At 36.0% G+C, this 20,460-nt stretch carries 20 protein-coding genes and 1 pseudogene; 10 read left to right on the top strand and 11 right to left on the bottom strand.

From position 1 onward, the window contains the following. Window positions 1-24 precede the first annotated feature (24 nt). Both KQI21_RS06520 and KQI21_RS06515 read right to left on the bottom strand, forming a co-directional pair. Window positions 25-1,389: a TrkH family potassium uptake protein gene (locus tag KQI21_RS06520; protein WP_216483347.1), complete on the bottom strand. Its 1,365-nt coding sequence runs from the start codon at window positions 1,387-1,389 to the stop codon at window positions 25-27. A 591-nt stretch (window positions 1,390-1,980) separates the two neighbouring features. Beyond that, window positions 1,981-2,391 (bottom strand): YwpF family protein, encoded by a 411-nt coding sequence (locus KQI21_RS06515; protein WP_216483345.1) that lies wholly within the window; start codon window positions 2,389-2,391, stop codon window positions 1,981-1,983. Window positions 2,392-2,734: 343 nt separating this feature from the next. Between KQI21_RS06515 and nfsA the strand changes: the two genes are divergently transcribed. Continuing rightward, window positions 2,735-3,484, top strand: coding sequence for an oxygen-insensitive NADPH nitroreductase (gene nfsA, locus KQI21_RS06510; RefSeq protein WP_216483343.1), 750 nt, complete (start codon window positions 2,735-2,737; stop codon window positions 3,482-3,484). A gap of 204 nt (window positions 3,485-3,688) precedes the next feature. On the opposite strand, the gene KQI21_RS06505 is transcribed toward nfsA, so the two are convergent. Next, on the bottom strand, window positions 3,689-4,135 hold the full coding sequence (locus tag KQI21_RS06505; protein ID WP_216483342.1) for a hypothetical protein: 447 nt from the start codon (window positions 4,133-4,135) through the stop codon (window positions 3,689-3,691). Between the two features lie 236 nt (window positions 4,136-4,371). On the opposite strand from KQI21_RS06505, the gene KQI21_RS06500 reads away from it, so the two are divergent. From KQI21_RS06500 to KQI21_RS06465, 8 genes are all read left to right on the top strand, one after another. Then, window positions 4,372-4,578 carry a DUF1657 domain-containing protein gene (locus KQI21_RS06500; RefSeq protein WP_077320253.1) on the top strand — a complete coding sequence of 69 codons (207 nt, stop codon included), beginning with the start codon at window positions 4,372-4,374 and terminating at the stop codon, window positions 4,576-4,578. A 316-nt stretch (window positions 4,579-4,894) separates the two neighbouring features. Continuing rightward, a complete protein-coding gene (locus KQI21_RS06495) occupies window positions 4,895-5,362 on the top strand; it encodes a YhcN/YlaJ family sporulation lipoprotein (RefSeq protein ID WP_216483341.1) in 468 nt (155 codons plus the stop codon). Window positions 5,363-5,380: 18 nt separating this feature from the next. Continuing rightward, entirely contained in the window at window positions 5,381-5,860 is a 480-nt protein-coding gene (gene spoVAC, locus KQI21_RS06490) for a stage V sporulation protein AC (RefSeq protein ID WP_216483340.1), read from the top strand. Then, window positions 5,860-6,873, top strand: a complete 1,014-nt coding sequence (gene spoVAD, locus KQI21_RS06485; RefSeq protein ID WP_216483339.1) for a stage V sporulation protein AD — start codon at window positions 5,860-5,862, stop codon at window positions 6,871-6,873. The genes spoVAC and spoVAD overlap by 1 nt, the downstream gene beginning before the upstream one ends. After that, a complete protein-coding gene (gene spoVAE, locus KQI21_RS06480; RefSeq protein WP_216483338.1) occupies window positions 6,873-7,223 on the top strand; it encodes a stage V sporulation protein AE in 351 nt (116 codons plus the stop codon). Before spoVAD ends, spoVAE begins: the two co-directional genes overlap by 1 nt. Before the next feature lie 12 nt (window positions 7,224-7,235). Next, window positions 7,236-7,436 carry a DUF1657 domain-containing protein gene (locus KQI21_RS06475; RefSeq protein ID WP_216483337.1) on the top strand — a complete coding sequence of 67 codons (201 nt, stop codon included), beginning with the start codon at window positions 7,236-7,238 and terminating at the stop codon, window positions 7,434-7,436. A gap of 414 nt (window positions 7,437-7,850) precedes the next feature. Beyond that, entirely contained in the window at window positions 7,851-8,705 is an 855-nt protein-coding gene (locus KQI21_RS06470) for a DUF421 domain-containing protein (RefSeq protein WP_216483335.1), read from the top strand. A gap of 179 nt (window positions 8,706-8,884) precedes the next feature. Then, the gene (locus KQI21_RS06465; protein ID WP_216483333.1) at window positions 8,885-10,114 is read left to right on the top strand and encodes a dicarboxylate/amino acid:cation symporter; all 1,230 of its coding nucleotides are present in this window, start codon (window positions 8,885-8,887) and stop codon (window positions 10,112-10,114) included. 511 nt (window positions 10,115-10,625) lie between these two features. On the opposite strand, the gene KQI21_RS06460 is transcribed toward KQI21_RS06465, so the two are convergent. The 7 genes and pseudogenes from KQI21_RS06460 to KQI21_RS06430 all read right to left on the bottom strand — a co-directional run bounded on the left by KQI21_RS06460 (window position 10,626) and on the right by KQI21_RS06430 (window position 17,923). Further along, window positions 10,626-11,612 carry a zinc-binding dehydrogenase gene (locus tag KQI21_RS06460; RefSeq protein ID WP_216483331.1) on the bottom strand — a complete coding sequence of 329 codons (987 nt, stop codon included), beginning with the start codon at window positions 11,610-11,612 and terminating at the stop codon, window positions 10,626-10,628. A gap of 253 nt (window positions 11,613-11,865) precedes the next feature. Then, a complete protein-coding gene (locus KQI21_RS06455) occupies window positions 11,866-12,804 on the bottom strand; it encodes an ArsA family ATPase (protein ID WP_216483329.1) in 939 nt (312 codons plus the stop codon). 24 nt (window positions 12,805-12,828) lie between these two features. After that, window positions 12,829-13,086 (bottom strand): cory-CC-star protein, encoded by a 258-nt coding sequence (locus tag KQI21_RS06450; RefSeq protein WP_216483327.1) that lies wholly within the window; start codon window positions 13,084-13,086, stop codon window positions 12,829-12,831. A gap of 159 nt (window positions 13,087-13,245) precedes the next feature. Further along, a complete protein-coding gene (locus KQI21_RS06445; RefSeq protein ID WP_216483325.1) occupies window positions 13,246-14,976 on the bottom strand; it encodes a carbon starvation CstA family protein in 1,731 nt (576 codons plus the stop codon). Between the two features lie 242 nt (window positions 14,977-15,218). Beyond that, window positions 15,219-16,640, bottom strand: coding sequence for a hypothetical protein (locus tag KQI21_RS06440; protein ID WP_216483409.1), 1,422 nt, complete (start codon window positions 16,638-16,640; stop codon window positions 15,219-15,221). Between the two features lie 216 nt (window positions 16,641-16,856). Continuing rightward, window positions 16,857-17,420: pseudogene (thiT, locus tag KQI21_RS06435) on the bottom strand (energy-coupled thiamine transporter ThiT). 344 nt (window positions 17,421-17,764) lie between these two features. Continuing rightward, complete coding sequence (locus KQI21_RS06430; protein ID WP_309245513.1) at window positions 17,765-17,923, bottom strand: phage holin; 159 nt, start codon at window positions 17,921-17,923, stop codon at window positions 17,765-17,767. A gap of 631 nt (window positions 17,924-18,554) precedes the next feature. On the opposite strand from KQI21_RS06430, the gene KQI21_RS06425 reads away from it, so the two are divergent. Then, window positions 18,555-19,091, top strand: coding sequence for a YceI family protein (locus tag KQI21_RS06425; protein ID WP_216483323.1), 537 nt, complete (start codon window positions 18,555-18,557; stop codon window positions 19,089-19,091). A 246-nt stretch (window positions 19,092-19,337) separates the two neighbouring features. Here KQI21_RS06425 and KQI21_RS06420 read toward each other — a convergent pair whose 3' ends face one another. After that, window positions 19,338-20,207 (bottom strand): VanW family protein, encoded by an 870-nt coding sequence (locus KQI21_RS06420; protein WP_216483320.1) that lies wholly within the window; start codon window positions 20,205-20,207, stop codon window positions 19,338-19,340. Window positions 20,208-20,460: the final 253 nt, after the last annotated feature.

Below are 20,460 nucleotides of genomic sequence, written 5' to 3'. Positions count from 1 at the left end.
ACTATTTTCCCCCAACTGATAAACTTAGCCAATAATTAATTTTTCCTTTGGGTAATGATAGTTACCACTTTTTTTATTTGTTTTAAAAATGAACAGGAAGGTAATAATTCCTACACGTCCAATAAACATTAACAACATGAGAATTACTTTACTAAATACTGTTAAATCGCTCGTTATTCCTAATGATAAGCCGACAGTACCAAACGCTGAGGTTACCTCAAATAGAATCTCAGTTAGAGTGAATGGTTCAACAATAGACATGATTAGGATTGAAGTGAATATAAGTATTAATGCCATTAACGTTACAGTTACTGCTTTTAATAAATCTTCATCATAGACTTCACGATTAAACAGCCGAATACTCCTTCCCCCTCTTGCATACGTTATGATAAATATTACTACTAATATAAACGTAGTAGTCCGAATACCTCCCCCTGCGCTACTTGGTGAAGCTCCGATAAACATTAGCAAGGACATAAACAAATGATTAGGTTCTGAGAGCAGACTAACATCCATCGTTGATATTCCACCACTCCTCGTCGTTACGGACTGAAATAGTGAATAAAATAACACTTCATGCCAAGATTTATCGGCAAAAAAATTAGTTATGTCCAGTAAAAACATACCAATTGCACCAACCACAATGAGTACCATAAAGGTGGTCGTTGTCACTTTCGTAAATAGACTGAATCGGATATACTTACGCTGCTCAGATTTTGCAAATATGTATTCTTTTACTTCAATTAATACCGGGAAACCAATAGCCCCAAAAATAATTAACAGCATGTTTATAAATTGTACAAAATAGTCATCTTTAAATGGAATTAATGATGCGCCGGTAATATCGAATCCTCCATTTGATATAGCACTAATTGTACCGAAGAGTCCGTGTAAATAAGCTTCGCCTGCAGAATCAAAATATTTCAAATAGTAGGTTCCTAAGACAAAAAAGCCGATCGCTTCTATCGTTAAAAGCACATAAACAATTTGTTTTATTAATCGAACCATTCCTCCAAACGTAGATTGGTTTTGGTCTGCCATAATTAATCTACGTTCTTTTAAGCCTATTTTTTTTCCTAATAATAGCCAGATAAAAGTACTAATAGCCATTACTCCAACCGCACCAAGTTGAAGTATACAAGCAAGGAAAATAATTCCAGTTGTACTTAATGTTTCAGAAAGGTTAATAGAACTTAATCCCGTCACACTTAAGCCGCTAACTGCAGTAAAAATGATATCAATAAAAGCAATATCCACCCCATCTTGATATGCAATAGGCAATGACATAACTGCTGTTGATAACAAGGCTGCTAAAAAATAAAATAATAATAAAACCTGTACAGGTGATAAGCGTTTCCCCCAGCGAAACACTGGCTTTTGGTATTGCATTATAATTTTCTCCTTATTTACTATCATAGTTAGTATCTGTTAGTAAAAATCTAAGATATATTATAACAGGGGATAATGGAAAAAGCCCATATTTTTTAATAATAGTTCTTTTACACTAATGGGGCTCCTTTATCTGTTTAAATAAAATGATCACTGCTTTTTAACCAAAATGACCTGAGTTACTAGTGGTTCTTTTATAAAGTATACACACTCACACAAAACTTAGGCATAGACAAAACAAAGCTTCATTCAGTTGGGCTTTTTCTTCCTCCCTTCCTGATAAGAAGAACATAAGCAAGAAGCGCTCGGGTTAGCGGTGGACAAACGGGAGAACTTCTGACGAGATATAGTGAAACTTCATTCAAGGAGTGTCGAGCATTTAGGTGCCGTTTCTACAATTTAAACTTCTCCGTATTCTCTAAGTTGTTGTTTTACGGCTCCTTACATGCGGGATAAAGAGAACATGGATAAAATTCAGACGCCCTTGAAAAACCACGATGTCTCGCTGTCAAAGTTTTTCTTGCCTTGTCATCCAAACGAATCAGGCACCTCTCTGCTTAGACTTTTTGTGCTATAGGCTTGATTTAGTTGTTACATAATTTCTTTAAATTTCTCCAACAATTCTTTTCCTTGATATCCCTTGTCGATCAATGTAGTTAAGAGAGTTTCAATACTTGCCTTTCTTTTATCGACAATATTTCCTAAAAATAAAACATTTATATGCGCACCGATCTCATTTATATCTATAATCGTGGTAATGAATGTTGCAGTATCATTACTCTCCTTGGTAATTTTTACTTGAATCAAGATTTCCTGCTTCTGCTTCCAGAGTTCTTCAAAAAAAGGCAAGTACGACTTGTTCAAATATGCTTCTATTGTCCATCGATTATTTTCATCCTCCCGATTAATAATTAAACCATCTAATAGTTCAATATTATGTGGCATAATTTCTCCATCTTTTTCTTCCATTATGTTTAACAACTTTAGTTTAAAGGTTTTCATTACTCCCGTCCTCCCTCTAATTCTTTATCGAAACAGGGTTTAAGCAAACTTCTTTTTAATACAGTGTTTTGTAAAAATCACTACAGTTGGTCTGTATCTTCAAACTCGTTATGTATTTAATACGTTCATCTGCCGAACAAATCCCGTGATTTTACAGCGTCATCTTTCTTCTAACCCTAACTATTTTATTTTTACCGGAGTTTTTGAACATTACTATAAGATTAGTGTAACAAAAAAAGCCTCATTTTAATATTACTTCTTCTTTATTCGAGCATTCCAATTGACAGTAAAATTTAGAACCTCTTATGATATAGAGGAGTATATTAAAGAGGAGAATAAAAACGTGACAAATTCAGCAATTCAAACCATTATGAATCACCGATCTATTCGTAAGTTTAAAGATCAGCCGCTTACAGAAGCTCAGATTAAAACAATCGTTAATGCAGCGCAAATGGCTTCTACTTCTAGTTATGTAATGGCTTATACGATCATTGGAGTAACAGATGAACAGATAAAAGAACAACTCACTGCCATTTCCGGCCAGCCTTATGTTCAAAATAACGGACACTTATTTGTTTTTTGTGGTGATCTGCATCGGGCAGAGCAATTAGGAACTACGGAAGAACAAACTGCTATGCAGGAAAGTTTAGCATCCTCGGAACAATTTATCGTAATGACTGTTGATGCGGCACTTGCTGCCCAAAATGCAGCCATAACAGCTGAAGATTTAGGGCTAGGAATATGCTTTCTCGGAAGCTTACGAAATGATATTCATCGTGTAAGTGAATTGCTTCAACTACCTGAACGAGTTGTACCTTTATTTGGACTAGCTGTAGGTTATCCAAACCATGAGCCTGAACAGAAACCGCGTTTGCCATTGGAAGTAGTTTATCATGAAAATAAATATCAACCATTTGAACAACAACTTCCATTTATTAAGCAATTTGATGCACAATTACAAAAGTATTACGAAAAACGTAAACAAAATCGTCGCACAGATAATTGGTCGAATCAAATCATTCACAAATTTTCTAATCCTATTCGTATGGATGTAACTCCATTTTTACACCACAAAAATTTAAATAAAAAATAAAAAACAAAAAGGGATAGGCGTCTTGATTAGCCTCGACAAGTACTGGAATTACAACGGGGGATGTCTCGCTTTAGGTTTGAAGTAACCTCGGGAGGTAGGATCTGGATACAGATAATTTCAATACAAATATTTCCACCAGTGAACAATTTTATAACTTCCTGAGCAATAAAAAACAGCCAGTATTCTCCTTTTTAAGAATGCTGGCTATTCAAATTGCAGTCTTTCTGAATGTTTAATAATAATTTCTTCATCATCTACTTTAAAACGGGCTTCAAAGTGTAGTTCATTTGCTGTTTTCCTTGATATTTCAAACTTATTTCCATCACTAAATGGATGATAAATATTCCCATGATTAAGCTGTTTCGTTTTTGTTTCGCCGGAAAAGAAATGACGTTGATTTCCTGAAACAACAGATATTAACGGCTCCTGATGTTTTAACTTAATTGTCCCCTCTCCAATATATTGCAGGGAACTATATACCTTAACACCCTTATCTGCATTCTCAATGTACATATGTAAAATAAAATCTCCTACCTCCTTCGATTTTGTCGTTTCTTTTATTGTTATATTACGGTAGCCGATTCCTCCAACCATAATTAAGATAGAACATAAACCAATGATGACAAATAGTAAGGTTATTTTCCTCTTCACGAACTATCCTCCTATACTCCCACTTAGTATATAAGACGAAATATCACGCGAAAAAGTTTCATTATTTACTACTTTTTTCATTGAAAGCAAAGATTTTCCCTCTTTATTTTCTACTTTATCTGTTTAGTTTCCAAAAAGTTAGTAATAACTGGTGATAATAGGAAAAACATCGTCTGTATATTTCGTACGTTAACAACTCATTCTATCTAATGAACAGTTTAAAAGGAGGAACCTATATGACTGTATCAAGTCAAATAAAGCAAACAGTTGCTGGTCTTAAAAGTGCTCAAGCCAGTTTTGAACAATTTGCTTTACAAACAGAAAATAAACAAGCAAAGCAACTATACGAAAACGCTGCTCAACAAACGATGGCTATCTTACAAAGTATAGAACCACGCATACAGCAAATTGAACAGGAAGAACCTCAATATAAAGGTTTTTAAAGTGCATGTTCAAAAAGAAGTCAAAAGAACCAAAGTCGGCTAAGAACAAAAGGCATCCTTGAAAAAATCGCATGTATCACTTCGACGTTTGTCCTGTGGCAACACCGACACTCGTACGCCCTTTTATCCAAGGTGACGTAGTTCTGACGAACGGAGTGTATCCTGTTTAAATACATGAGTAGCCGGAAGCAACCCAACGAATTTCTAAGTATCATTTTTGACGGTTTTTTGAACAACCCTTAAAGCAAAACAACTGTTGAAGTGAGGCTGGTTCAATCATCCAGCCTCCTTTTACTCCATTAAAGTAGGTGAAATAATGCAAATTGGCAAATGGATCGGGATGGTTGCTTTAGTTGTAACATTAGTTGCTTGCGGGAATGATTCCGCACTAGAACCCCCAACAAACCAAAAAAATGAAAAAATAAATTTAACAAAAATCTCTACGGAACAACCTGTCAGTCAAAAACCAGCGAATAAAGCAAAAGACTTACTTAGTTATTACCCCGAAATAACAAAAATTAATGCTGTTAATACAGATAAGATTTTATTATTAACCGTAGAAATCAAACATATGAAACGATTTAAGCTGGCGGATATTCGTAAAGAACTTAAGAAAGAGATGAAAAAAACTTTTCCCGATTTAAAGATAGAAGTATCAACAGATAAAAAAATTGTGTTAGAACTGGAAAAATTAGAAAAACAAATCCAAGAAAACAAACTTACTAAAAAAGAATTAAAAAAGGAAGTTAAACGACTCATTGAATTTTCTAAAGAACATACTTAATGAAAGAGGGAGTATAAAATGGCAGATAAGAAAAAGAAAAATGTACCACCTGAGGCTCAAGAGTATCAAGCATTTCAACAGCAAAGAGAAGTAAAAAGACCTATTTTTAAAAATTGTGTTAAAGCTTTTTTTGTAGGTGGTTTTATTTGCTTTATCGGTCAAATTATCTCTACCTTTTATATGTATTTTTTCCATTTTACAGAACAGACAGCTGGTAATCCGACAGTAGCCACCTTAATTTTTATCACCATGCTGCTTACTGGATTTGGCGTATATGACCGAATTGGCCAATTTGCTGGTGCAGGTTCCGCTGTCCCTGTTACAGGGTTTGGAAATGCGGTTATCGCTTCAGCAATTGAGCATCGCACAGAAGGTTTTATTCTCGGAGTTGGTATGAACATGTTAAAGCTGGCTGGACCCGTAATCGTATATGGCGTCTTCGCAGCATTTGTTGTAGCGCTTATTAAAACAATCCTCATTATTTGGGGGGGGCTATAATGTTAAGAGGACATCAAACATGGGTTTTTGCTAATAAACCGGTGATTATTTCTACAGGTACAGTGGGCGGACCGTTTGAAGCTAATGGAAAAATTGCTAAAGATTTTGATTTGCTACATGAAGATATATGGTTAAAACAAGAATCTTTTGAAAAAGCTCAGCAAACATTAATGGAAGAAGCTTGTCAAATAGCACTTAAAAAAAGTCCAATTGAAAAAGAAAACGTTCAATTCTTTATAAGCGGAGATTTAATTAATCAAATTACACCTACTAATTTTGCAGCAAAAACACTGAATATCCCTTTTTTTGGCTTATTTAATGCCTGCGCTACATCGATGGAAAGCCTCGCCCTATCAGCAATGATCGTTAATAATAAAGGTGCAAATTATATTCTTAGCGGGACATCAAGTCATAATGCTTCCGCTGAAAGACAGTTCCGTTACCCTACGGAATATGGGGGGCAAAAACCACCAACTGCACAATGGACAGTTACTGGTGCAGGTTGCTCTTTGATAGCTCAACAGGGCAAGGGACCGGTGATTACGTCCGCTACAATTGGCAGGATAGTAGACATGGGAATAACCGACCCATTTAATATGGGCGGAGCGATGGCACCTGCTGCTGTCAATACCATTGAAAATCATTTTAAAGACTTGAATATTGAGCCATCCTATTATGACTTAATTGTTACCGGCGATTTAGGTCATATCGGTCGAGAAGTATCGTATGACTTATTATTGGAGAGAGGATTAAATATTCAAGAAGACCAATATGTAGATTGTGGACTAATCATCTATCGAGAAGGTCAACCCGTCCTGGCTGGGGCAAGTGGTTCTGCCTGTTCTGCTGTAGTAACATATGGCCACTTGTTAAATCGCATGAAAAATGGAGAACTAAAACGTATTTTAGTTGTAGCTACTGGTGCACTGCATTCACCGTTAAGCGTACAGCAAAACGATCCAATCCCATGTATTGCACATGCAGTAGCTATAGAATCAGGAAGTGATGTATAATGATCTTTTTTTGGGCATTTTTAGTTGGCGGATTAATATGTGTAATCGGTCAGCTTTTATTCGATATTTTTAAATTAAATCCTGGACAAACCTTAACTATTTTAGTTGTAACAGGTGCTATATTAGATGGTTTTGGTTTATATGAACCATTAATTGATTTTGCTGGTGCAGGTGCAACGGTGCCAATTACAAGCTTTGGTAATTCATTAGTTCATGGTGCTATGAAAGAAGCTGAAATCCATGGTCTTGTCGGTGTCGTAACTGGAATGTTTGAAGTAACAAGTGCTGGTATTTCTTCAGCAATTGTTTTCGGTGTAATTGGAGCATTAATTTTTAAATCAAGAGGCTAGGAGGCTATTAACGTGACAGTCGGAGCACAAGTAAAAGGATGTTTTTCTTCTGTTAAAAGTATTGAGGCTACTTTACAATTGCTTATAGAAAAAACCAATGAAGAAGAACAACAAAAAAAGTTCGAACAAGCAAAGCAGATTGTAGCGGAAGTGAAAAAAGATTTACAACAACAAGTCATTAAACTGACGAAGGAGGAACCGCAATATAAATAAATCTATGTTTTGAGCAAGTTCAAACCGGAATGAAAAGGATGCCGGCTAAGGTTATGCCGTCCATTAAACTTTGATGTATCGCTTTTTTTCCCTATCCTTTAAAAAACCGTGTTATATTACTGTCGAAGCTACTCTGACCTTGAAAAAGCGTACACTTTTTCTGCGTACGATCGCTGACGTAGCTTTCCTTTTTCTTGAGAAAGAAAAACGCTTTTTCTGCGTACAAAATATCGATTCTATGTTTTCCGGTACTGTTGGTAAGCCGACACAAGCTAGTCCCGTACGACAAAATTCGAGACGGCTTACGTTTTGGGTATACAGTGTATGAGTTAAAATGAAGGAACCCAAGAAATAAGTTAACGAAGAAATTTGCTCCGTCATTTTTACTAGTTTTTTATGAAAGGAGGTTTCCCAATGCCAGATTGGATTAACGTAATCATCCGGTCGTTTTCTATGTTAATCATTTTGTTTTTTATGACAAAATGGCTAGGTAAAAAACAAATATCACAGTTAAACATTTTCGAATATATATCGGGTATTGTGCTGGGGGGAATTGCTGCTGTTCATGCTATTGATCCAAATGCCAATTTCATGTATGCCTTAATTTCCATGTTCATTTGGTTTATTGTTCCCTTTATCGCCGAGTTTTTGTCATTAAAAAGTAAACGATTTCGTAATTTTACAGAAGGTAAAAGTACTGTACTTATTCAAGATGGTAAAATTATGGAAGATAATCTAAAAAAAGAAGGATACTCAACAGATGATTTGTTAGCAGCATTGCGAGAGAATAACGTTTTTTTAGCATCAGATGTGGAATTTGCTGTTCTTGAGTCTTCTGGAGAATTAAATGTACTTCCTAAAAAAGAAAATCGACCATTAACAGCAAAAGATTTAGGAATAAATGTAGCCCCAGAAAAAGAACCACAAACGGTTATAATGGATGGAGAGATAATGTTAGAATCACTTGCTAATTTATCGTTAAATGTAAACTGGTTAGAAACTGAATTAGATAAACAAAATGTAAGTATTGAAAATGTATTTCTAGCCCAAGCCGATAACAATGGTCAGTTATACCTTGATTTATACGATGATAAAATAACCGTCCCTGAACCAACAGAAAAAGCGTTATTGCTTGCAAACTTGAAAAAATGTCAAGCGGATTTGGAGCTGTTTTCTTTAGCCACTGAAAACGAGGAAAGTAAGTATGTATATGAAAAAAACAGTAAGAAACTCCAACATGCGATTGATCTTGTTCAACCGTATTTATAAAGAAATTCTTACACAGTCTTTTGTTAACCGATTTAGTTTGGTATCTTAGCTCTCGTTAAAAGCCCTGATTATGATAAATATAACTGGTCAAATAGGTGAACTCCCTTTTGTTAACATTGTTTTTCGTGTAGACTAGAGTAGTTATCTTATTTTATTACACGAAAAAGGAATGAACAGATATGAAGGATAAATTAAAATCCTATCGCTTTCCGATCATATTACTTGCTTCAATTATTATCGGGTCCATTATTGGACTTATATTCGGCAAAGACGTTACAGTTATTAAGCCATTAGGGGATCTGTTTATTAACTTGCTATTTATGATTGTAATTCCGCTTGTTTTCTTTACAATCTCTTCTGCTATAGCAAATATGGACAGTATGAAAAGGCTGGGAAAGATAATGGGTTCCATGCTATCGGTGTTTGTGAGTACCGGAATCATTGCTGCAGTATTTATGCTAGTTGCTACCGTTATTTTCCAACCTGGTTCTGGTGTGGATATTCCACGAATAAAACCAGATGAGGTCCAAGAGAAAATGAGTTTTTCTGAACAACTAGTAAATACTTTGACTGTTTCGGATTTTGTAGACTTATTTTCACGCGATAACATGCTTGCTTTGATCGTTTTTTCTGTACTTATCGGTGTAGCAACTGGACTTACTGGAGAAAAAGGAAGAGCATTTACCACATTTCTAACAAGCGGTTCAGAAGTGTTTATGAAAATTATACAACTCGTTATGTACTATGCTCCGATTGGATTAGGCGCTTATTTTGCATCTTTAGTTGGGGAGTTTGGTGCAGAGTTAATTGGTGATTATGCCAAAGCAGTAATTATTTATTATCCAGTATCCGTCTTATATTTTGCCATTGGCTTTACCTTATATGCTTTTATCGCTGGTGGTAAAAAAGGGGTAGCCCGATTTTGGAAAAACATACTTGCCCCAGCTGCAACTTCACTTGGAACTGGTAGCAGTGTGGCCTCATTACCTGCTAATTTACAAGCTGCAAAGCAAATAGGAGTTCCTAAGGATATTCGGGAAACAGTGCTTCCACTTGGAGCTACCATACATATGGATGGCTCATGTCTTTCAGCAATGTTAAAAATAGCATTTGTCTTCGGTGTATTTAATATGGACTTTTCCGGAATCGATACTTTTTTAACAGCAATTGGAATTTGTTTATTGTCTGGGATTGTGATGAGTGGTATTCCGGGTGGTGGTTTTATGGGTGAAATGATGATTATTACACTGTACGGCTTGCCATTAGAAGCTTTGCCAATCATTTCTGCTATTGGAATAGTGGTTGACGCTCCTGCAACAATGATTAATGTTACTGGTGATACAGTTACCAGCATGCTGGTAACTAGACATTTAGAAGGTAAAGACTGGATGGAAAAATCTCCAGCCTAGCCGTAGCAAAATTGGCTTTTCTTAGAAGTTAACATCAAGCTCGAATCTAAAGGAAGGCCAACTAAAAGCAGGCTTTACCGCTTAGACGTCGGCAACCCCTGTTTTAGAGGCATGTTTCCTATGTCTTATTAAGGAGCGCTAGAAAAATCTCCATTCAAGAGTTATAGAGAATAAGTAGAGAAAACAGCACCTAAATGCCCGATTGGTTTAAGGCCTTTAGGTCATACCCTTGCGGTACTAACATTAAGGAGAAAAGCACTCCTTGAATGAAGTTTCACTTTTTCCCGGATGTAAGGATCCGTATTTTTCTCATTTTAAAAATGTGCTAATGATGTTTGAACATGATAAGAAAAAACGGGTCCTAAATCCCCGATTCGTTTAAAGGCCTTTAGGTCATACCCTTGCGGTACTAACATTCAAGGAGAAAAGCACTCCTTGAATGAAGTTTCACTTTATCTCGTCAGAAGTTCTCCAGTTTGTAAGCCACTAAACAAGCACTTCTAGCTTTTGTTTATAATATGGATAAATCAATAGCTATCTTTCCGAATTGGTGATTATCCTTTAAATAATCCAGCGCCTCTGGCATAGCTTGTAATGAAAAAGTTTTATCGACAACCGGGTGTAATTGATATTGTTCAACATGAGCAAGCATCGCTGCCAACTCTTGTCTGCTTCCCATCGTTGAGCCAAACAGTTGATACTGACCATAGAAAAATTCACGTAAATTGATGGTCACTGTATCCTCCGTCGTAGCACCAAACACAACCATTCTTCCGCCCTTTTTCAACACATCGAGGGATCGTTGAAAGGTAGCTCGCCCTATACTATCGATGACGAGATCCACTGTTTCCGATTTCAACGCCTCTTTCCAATCATTCTCATTATGGAGCAGTATATCGGCTCCCAATGATTTTGCTTGTTCCAGTTTTTCTCTGCTTCGGGATGTTACAATCACCTTTGCACCAATATTTTTTGCAAATGCAACTAAAAACGTAGCTACACCACTCCCGGCACCAGGAATAAATACCGTTTCTCCTGCCTTCATTTGTCCTTTAGTAAACAGTGCTCGATATGCTGTTAACCCAGATAATGTAAGCACTCCGGCTTCCTGCCACGATAAGTGAGCGGGCTTTTTCTCCACTTGACGATAATCAATGGCAATTTTTTCAGCAAAAGTACCATGATCAGGCATTCCTAATATTTCATACCCTGCAGGTGGTGCATCACTATTATCAAACCATCCTAGCGATGGATTTACGATAACTTCATCCCCTACCTGCACCCCTTGAACTTCTTCGCCAACTTTTTCTATTACTCCTGCTCCATCTGAACCTAAAATAAGTGGTGATTCAACACCCTTTCGTCGCTGAGAAATATATAGATCTCGACGATTAAGTCCCGCTGCTTTGAGTTTAACTAATACTTCATTTGCTTTAGGAATTGGCTCTTCCATTTCCTTCACTATTAATGCATCACGTTCATGGACAAATGCTTTCATAGAAATCCCTACCTCTTTCCAATTATTTTTTTCAGAATTTTTTGCTTATGTAAAGAAAAGTTTTAAGCGCCACTAATTCTAGCATAGATAACTAATAGTCCTCATACTCTAGAGAATGTTTCCAATAATCACATCGAACTATTCGGCTTCGGTGCTTTTTTCTTACACTTAGTATTTCTAAACACAAGTCTTTCACTTTGCTGAAACTTTTGCTACCACAAGTTTCTATGTGTCTTTATCTTTTGGAATTTTTTTACACATCACCAGTGGAATAGAAGGAACTGAATTTTTCTAATTGTATTATATCAATAATATCACTAGCAAATAAAGGAACATACACTTTTGTTTGATCCGTAAAAGTGGCTTCTATTCTTTTCATATACGAACGTTCCATTTGTTTTCGCTGATGTAAAAAATCTCCTTCTACCTCCTCTGGTAAGACTTTATTTATTATTAATGTTTTTACATGTAGGCCATGTTTTACAAGAAAATGAATTGCTTTTTCTGTTTCTGTAATAGACAGACTCTCTGGATTAACTACAAAAATAAATCCTGTTGTTTGATCATCTAATAACAACTCACGAGCTTTAGTAAATCGTTCCTTCCGTTTAAGTAATACTTCATAAATAGGATCTTCAATTGGTTCTCCATCATTTAATAGTTGTGTATAGTTTTCATTCGTCTTTTTTCGCCGTTGTAATAGGCCTTCTATCCAAACACCCATTAACTCAGGTAACGTTAGTAGCCGAATGGTATGACCAGTCGGTGCGGTATCGATAATGATTTGATCAAAATGATGTTTTTCTTCCAAAATGATTGACACTAGTTTATTAAATAGTGCTGCTTCATCTGCACCAGGGGATGCCCGTACTGTGTCGAGTTGACGATTTACCTCATCCATCATTTGTGGCTGGATTAAATGCTTGATATTTTCTTTTACCTCGTTAATATAGACTTTGGTTTCATGATCTGGATCAATTTCTATGACTTGTAAATGTTTACTGATCTTTTTTATTCGTCCTCCAATTTTCTGATTAAATATATAACCTAGATTATGGGCGGGGTCGGTGGATATAAGCAGTGTTTGTGTTTCTTCTTTTACTCTGTTCCAAGCAAGCGCAGCGGCAGATGTCGACTTTCCCACTCCTCCCTTACCACCTACAAAGATAATTTTTTTTAGGAAGTCTTCCATTTCTCTTCCCCCCCTACTTGATAATTAACAGCAGCGAATACCGGATAAAGGTGATTTTTCCATTCCCATTCGCAGATGCCAGTCATGGAACTTTTCTAATATATACGGATATAGTTCTAATGTGTAATAATAGACTGGATTAGGAATTCCAATCATCTCTGAATAAAGTAATAATAAAAATATATCATCTTCATGCCTTAACTCCCGTGCGATCTCTTGACGATGCGGTAAACTAATAACTTCCTCATAGTAGTGGACAAGTTTTTTAATTTGTTCAAGCATCTTTATCTGCCCCTTTAAATGTATTCAAAAGCAAAATAACTGTTAGCTGTAGTTAAAAAAGAAATCCACTAAAAACATACCAACGATATTTAATCAGATCTTTGACACCATTAAAGACATAAAGGGGAATTAATCCCCTTTTATTTTTAAAAGCCGTTACTATCCATCTAATGGGCGTTCATAATCTTTTCGTAAAACTGAAAAAGCTGTGATGATAATCCAGATGGCAAATATAAATATAATCGCTCCTAAAATGAATAATAATGTGTTAGGTGTACTTCCCATCCATGACCATTCAAAAGCAACCTGCTGGAACATAGCATAAAGCGTCATTACCATCAAAAATATCATTGGAATCAGTACGAGTGCATAATTTCTTCCTAACCGCTTTAACCAAACTGCGATTAACATTAAACTAATTGCTGCTAAGAGTTGATTGGCAGTACCAAACAATGGCCATAATTGATAGCCACCAGACCCAAATCCTTTCGGGCCTTCCGGGAGTAAAACAAGTGCGGTACTGGAGATAACAGCAATGGATGTTGCGACATGAGCTTTAGTTAACGCTGGAAGTTTGTATTCACTACCCAGTTCAGAAATAATGTAGCGCATTAGTCGCACGGACGTATCAAGCGTTGTAGCCGCAAAGCTAACTACAATAATGGATACAATGGTAACTGCAACATCACTCGGAATGCCAAGTCCTCCTGCTAATACAGCCGCACCTTCTACAAATACTCCCAGGCCATCCGCATTAGCATCAGCAAAGCTCTGATATACATTTGAAAAGTCTCGGGTGCTGGTAAAAAACGTTGCAACTGCAATAATAGAAATTAGTGCCAATATACCTTCACCAATTGCACCTAAATAACCAACAAATCGGGCATCCGTTTCTTTATTTAATTGTTTAGAAGAAGTTCCAGAAGATACCAGACCATGAAATCCAGATATAGCTCCACAAGCAATCGTAATAAATAATAATGGTAGCCATGGTGTATCTGCATTAGCATTTGTTGCTGGCGCAGTCATTTCAGGGTTGGTAAACAGTAATCCTAAATATAAAATTCCTAAGCCAACAACAAGCTGATGTGAATTAATAAAATCTCGTGGCTGTAATAATTTCCAAACCGGTAACGTGGAAGCTATATAAACATAGACCATTAAAATAATAATCCAAATAAAGAATGCCGAAGACACGGTACTTAGTCCAAATATTCCCGCGCCCCCTTCGCCACCTAAATACTGGACAAAGTCAATTTGCAATATTTCAATCTTACTTGATAAAATGGCAACTCCATACATAATAATTAAAGCTACCACGGATGGAAGAAGCATCTTGGCATTTCGTTTGTATACCGCATACCCAATCCAAACGGCTAAAGGAATTTGAATAAACACCGGTAAAACACTTGCCGGGTAGGAAATAAATAAGTTGGAAATAACCCAGGCAAATACTGCATTTACCATTAATACAAGGATAAGAATAATGAATAAAAACAATATCTTTGCACGTTGACCAACTAAGCGATGAGCCAATGTTCCAACGGATTGCCCCTTATTACGTACCGATAAAACTAGTGTACCAAAGTCATGAACACCGGCAGCAAATACGGTACCTAAAACGACCCATAAAAATGCCGGCAACCATCCCCAGTAAACAGCAATAGCTGGCCCAAGAATTGGTGCAGCTCCAGCAACAGATGTGAAATGATGTCCCCATAAAACAAATTTATTTGTTGGAACAAAATCTACCCCATCTTTATAGCGATATGCAGGTGTAACATAATTTGGATCTAGTTTAAAAATCTTTTCCGCGACAAATTTAGAATAATAGCGATAACCTAAAGCAAAAACAATTATTCCAATAACAGCCACTAGTATACTAGACATCCCTCTCCCCCCTTTTTTAGTAAACCACTTTGAAAACGCTTTTTTATTTTTTTAGCTTTAATTTATTTAAACGTAAAATAGTTTTGAATAATAAAATAAATGGACTTTCTATGTGTACTATATTATTGTTTTTTGTTTTATATTACATGTTTTTAAGACGTTATCCGAAAGTAGTGGGATAATGTTAAAAACCTGAATCCCATGTTATTATGAGATTCAGGTTAATAAATAACTTTCTATTCTTAAAAAATCATCACAGCAGCCAGAGTTGCTACAAATAAGCCACAAATCACGGGAATAAAGTTTTTCCGAACAAGCTCCATTACAGGTACTCCACAAAATCCTGCAATTGCAATAAGTGAAGACCAAGCAACCAGAGCTCCTCCTCCCGTCCATATCGTTCCTATTTGTCCAATTGCAGCCAGAGTGGCTGTATCCATTCCACTTGTAGTAAGAGAGGCTGCTAGTGCACCTATTAATGGCAGACCTGAAAATCCTGAACCGTCTAATCCAGTAACAATTCCGATTATTAAAATGCTTAATGCTGATAACCATTCATTTTGTGGTAAATATGCTTGGGTTGACTGCACAAAATCAAATAAAAACGCTGGTGCTTGATTTTCCAAACTCAATATATTTGCTGAGAAATCCGCACTGCCTAAAAAGAAAAATCCTGCGATGGGAATTACTGGTCCCATCGCTTTAAAAGCAAAAACAAATCCATCCGTAATATGTTTGGTGACATAATCCAGTGCTTGTTGCTTTCGAAGAACAATAGTCGATAATAGCAGAAGAATAACCGCAACTCCACCTATAAAAGCAGCACCATCTCCTTCTTCTAACCCACTCATTCTTCCGGAATTAAGTTTTTCATAAACCATATAAATGACTACCGCAACTAACGTTAGTGGAACAATAACAGCAAAGATCTTACTCCATGTTTTCAGTCTTGGTCCTTGTTGCTCTTGAGTTCTTTCTCCAATGTTTTGCATATTTTTAAGTTCTTGATTATTTAAAGGGTCTACTTTAGTGCGAATGGTTTTCCGATACAATATATAAGCTAAACCAATAGCAATTCCACCTGCAATTAAGGATAAAATTAACGCTTGCTCTGCTACCGCGGCTGTCTCAACACCTGCAGAGACAGCAGATAAGTTTGGAGCTACTTGAACAATATAATCAGAGGAAAGAGCCATACCTTGTCCTGCAATTGCGATTGCTACTGCAGCTGTAGCCGCCGGTAATCCTGCTCGTATAGCTGCCGGTACTAACAAAGCGCAAACTAACGGAACGGCAGATGTCGGCCAAAAAAACAAGGAAATAACATAGGTTACTGCAACTAATACAAAATAGGATATATGCCCATTAACCATCAATTTTTGAATGGGCTGAATCATGTGCTTATCTGCCCCTAGATCTCTAAGCGAATTTAATAAAGCTAGCATAAACGTAATAATCAGAAAGATGCTAAACAGTTCTTGCGCTGCAACTAAATTCGCTTTAAAAATTGCTGTAAACCCATCTACGATACTTCCTTTGTACAACCAAGCAATAAAAAATGTACCTAATAAAGTTGGAAGGACAACACCTTTTCGCATGATCATGGTTCCGATTATGATTAATGTAAATAGACCATATAAAAAATGAGGTAAAGATAGCTCCATCATTAAACCTTCCTCTCTAATAAGTGTGCTATAGCCTATGCATTTTTTGAGAGTTTAGTTCATTTTAAGATGTCGCTTTCTTAGCAAGTTTAGTATTCTCATAGCTGTTTTAAACGGAATGATATTTTGTTATATCCTTCACATTTCAGCTGTAAGCGTCAGAGGTAAATCTTAAAATGTGCCTTGTACTTAGCCTTAAGTTTAGGCCGCCGGTTTTTACAGTAATGCCCGAGGATGATTATGAAATAACAATATGATGACAGCAGCACTCAGTAGAAATGCTGGAATCATGTAAGAAGCATTATAAATTAGTGAATATAACCAAACTGGCTGTCCTTTAATTGCTGATTCAAAAAAGGTAACTCCAGCAATATAATGGACAATAAAACGTAATCCGCAGCCTAACAGCACGCCTAAAACAATATAAGCCAAATACTTTTTTGTTTTGTTTTGCCGTACTGCCTGTTTAATTTTCTCAGCAAAAACACCTGTAAATCCTAATACGGTAAAAGCAAGTGCATAATCAATAAATCCCTGAACTGGATATAAAATATAAGCGGTGCCAACAGCAATCTGCAAAACACCCCATAAAAACCCAGCCAAGAGTCCTCCTTTTACTCCCCACCGAAAAGCAACAATAAAAATCGGAATCATAGCAAAAGATACCGAACCACCTTACGCCCAAATTTTAAAAGATAAAAATGGAATAATATCAGATAATAAAGCAAAGGCTGCAAAAATAGCAACTTCTACTAAAAATAAGGTTCGTTGACGCTTTATCTTTTCTCCTTCCTTTGAATAATCCACTATGTTTTATTCAAACAAATCGTCTTTTTCTATCACAATAAAATGTACTACCTACTCGTGTGATGAAAACTTACACTAGGTTAGATATTTTGACAATCCCAACTTTTTTACCCCATGAACATAATAAGTAGTTTAATTCCTTTTTTAGCTCCCTTTTTGAACATAGACTTGAAATTAAATTAATTTTCAAAAAACATTTTAATTCAAATTGTATATGGTTTTGCTATAAAAAATAATTGATACATATCCTTTAGATTACTCACCTATTATATAAAAAACATTTCATATCCCAAGTCTAAAACCATCCTATCAAAAAGCTAACAATTCTTCTTATCTTTTAGCGAACTAATTAGTCCGTTAGCTTGTAATACTTGCTGTTGTTGTTTCTCTTTTGTAGTTACATCATTGTTTTTAAACCATGCAATAACCGAAGTAGTTATTATAAGTTGTTGTAATAGGTTGTTCAAGCAATTCACTATCTATTGGGTGTCCGATCAAAAACTACTAATACCTGATTAGAAGGCAACATGTGTATTACAGAATTAATATCCCTTTATCTATTTATAGCCGCTCCTTCTTTTTCCAAATAATCTCTTTCCTTCTACTGTTTTTCACTTTCCTTCACTTTTGGCACGCGAATAAAGTGAAACTTCATTCAGTAGGAGTTTTCTTCCATCTCCTACTGAATGTTATTACACAAGGGTATGACCTCAAGGCCCTTGAACGAATCGGGCATTTAGGTGCCGTTTTCTCCCACTTAGACCCTTTTGTACCAACTTAGGTTCTTGAAGTGGGAATCTTACGGCACTTTACATGCAGGATAAACTTTTGTTTTAAATTATTCTGCTGTGGGTAAACGTAATACAAAAGTGACATTCTATCTCACATCAAATGTAAATGAATAACTTTCTGAGAATTAGTTTTCTTTCTTACTAAGATCCTTCTTTTCTCATACGACTGCTTGACATGATGATTTTGGAGCCTTAGCGAAACAAAAATGACGAAGAGATGATCAGTCAATGATTACTTGACAATACAAAGTTCCTATTTTATACTTAGTTACATAAAGTAACAAACAAAGAATAAGTTATTAGAGAGGTGTTTATAGTGACGAAATCTATTTGGAAAGTGGATGCTGTTCATAGTGAAATCAGCTTTTCAGTGAAGCATATGATGATTTCTCGAGCAAAAGGTACATTTAATGATTTTGATGGAACAATTGAAGCAGATTTGGATGCTTTAACCAATGCAAAAATTGAACTTACTGTTGATGTAAATAGTATTGATACACGCAATAAAGACCGGGATGATCATTTGCGCTCTGCAGATTTTTTTGATACAGAAAAATTTCCGAAAGCAACGTTTGTATCGAAAGAAATTAATAAAAAGTCAGAAACCAATTATGGGGTAGTAGGTGATCTTACTCTTCGTGGTACGACAAAGCCTATTACTGTGGCTGTTGAACTTGGGGGCCAAAGTAAGGACCCAATGAGTGGAAACATGGTTGCCGGTTTTAATGGAGAAACATCGATTAGCCGTAAAGATTTTGGACTAACATGGAATCAAACGCTGGAAACTGGTGGCGTACTTGTTGGCGATGAAGTAAAGCTTAGCTTTGCAATTGAAGCCCATAAACAGGGATGAATTTTCTATAAGAAACAATTAAGTAAATCACCGTCTACCTTGTTCATAAACCATTAAGATTTTATATTTTTCCTCTTTGGAAAACCGTTTATTAAACACAAGAACACTCCCCTTTAGGTCAACAGATTTTTATTTTTTAATCTGTCTACTTAAAGGGGAGCATATCACACAAATCTCAGGGTGGGCCCCAATTATTTATTATACAGACTCCTACATCATACACCCAGGATTCGTTTACAAATTACTTTATTTTTGACCGCCAAAATTCTCAGCTATATCTGAAGAAAATATTCGTACTCTCATTTTGCCATTATTTGCATCCGCTCGAATTAAAAGAGGTTGATTATATCTATTCTTAAAGCTGAAATCAGGTCCCCACCAGCTTACCGTCGCATCTTTTCCCGGAGGAACATACGGCACTTGCTTACTATGTGTGTACCTTTCCACAATTTCAATTCCTTCCAAATTAACAGCATTAAATAAGGTAGAAGATACTTGGCATATTCCGCCCCCGACATCTTCCGATAACTCCCCTTTAACAATAACTGGTGCTCGTTTATACCCTTTATCTATTGTTCTTTCGCCGACTACTTTATTAAATGAGAATAATTCTCCAGGGAATACAACATGATTATCAATGGCTTTGGCGGAAAGCTCAATATTACGTGTTCTTTCTTGATTTTTTTCTTTATAGTGAGTTACATAGCTCCCTAATTGTTTTTTACTAATTTCTTCTAGTAATGTTTTATCAACACGAGGATAGACTGGCATCGTAGGTACGTTAAATCCTTTAGCTGTAGCATCATAAAACGTTTTATGAAACAAAATATGAAACGCATCTGTATCAACAGTCGTTCCTAATTGTTCAGGAATAATTTTTCCTTTCTGATTAATTCTTGCATTAACGGGGGGTTGATATATTTTTTGTTTTAATTGTTGTATTAATGTTTGTAACCTTCGCTGATCAATAAACAATTGATCAACTTCATTTAAGTTGTATTGATTCACTTCAACTTTTTTAATAAAAACATCAGATGGATGCTCGCTTTCAGCATTAACAAACTCCGGTATTACCAAACAAAATAACAAAGAAGCAATGATGATTACTCTCTTCATGTAAATGACCTCCTGTACGTAGTATTGCTAATTTATTATAAGGTCATTCATAAAATAAAGTGAAACTTCATTCAAGGAGTGCTTTTCTCCTTGAATGTTAGTTAAACGAATCGGGGATTTAGGAGTCGTTTCTCTCATAAAGTTCGTAAAATAATAAGCAGACTTCTCAAATGAGAAATCGTTACATTTGGGATATAGGAAACATGCTCCTGCAACAGGGGCATGCCGACGCCTGAGCGGCAAATCCGCTTTT

Origin of the sequence: Virgibacillus proomii, assembly GCF_018916875.1 — a bacterium.
Taxonomy (GTDB): Bacteria; Bacillota; Bacilli; order Bacillales; family Amphibacillaceae; genus Virgibacillus; species Virgibacillus proomii_B.
Note: the sequence above shows the minus strand (reverse complement) of the source record. Positions and strands in the feature narration are given on the sequence as shown.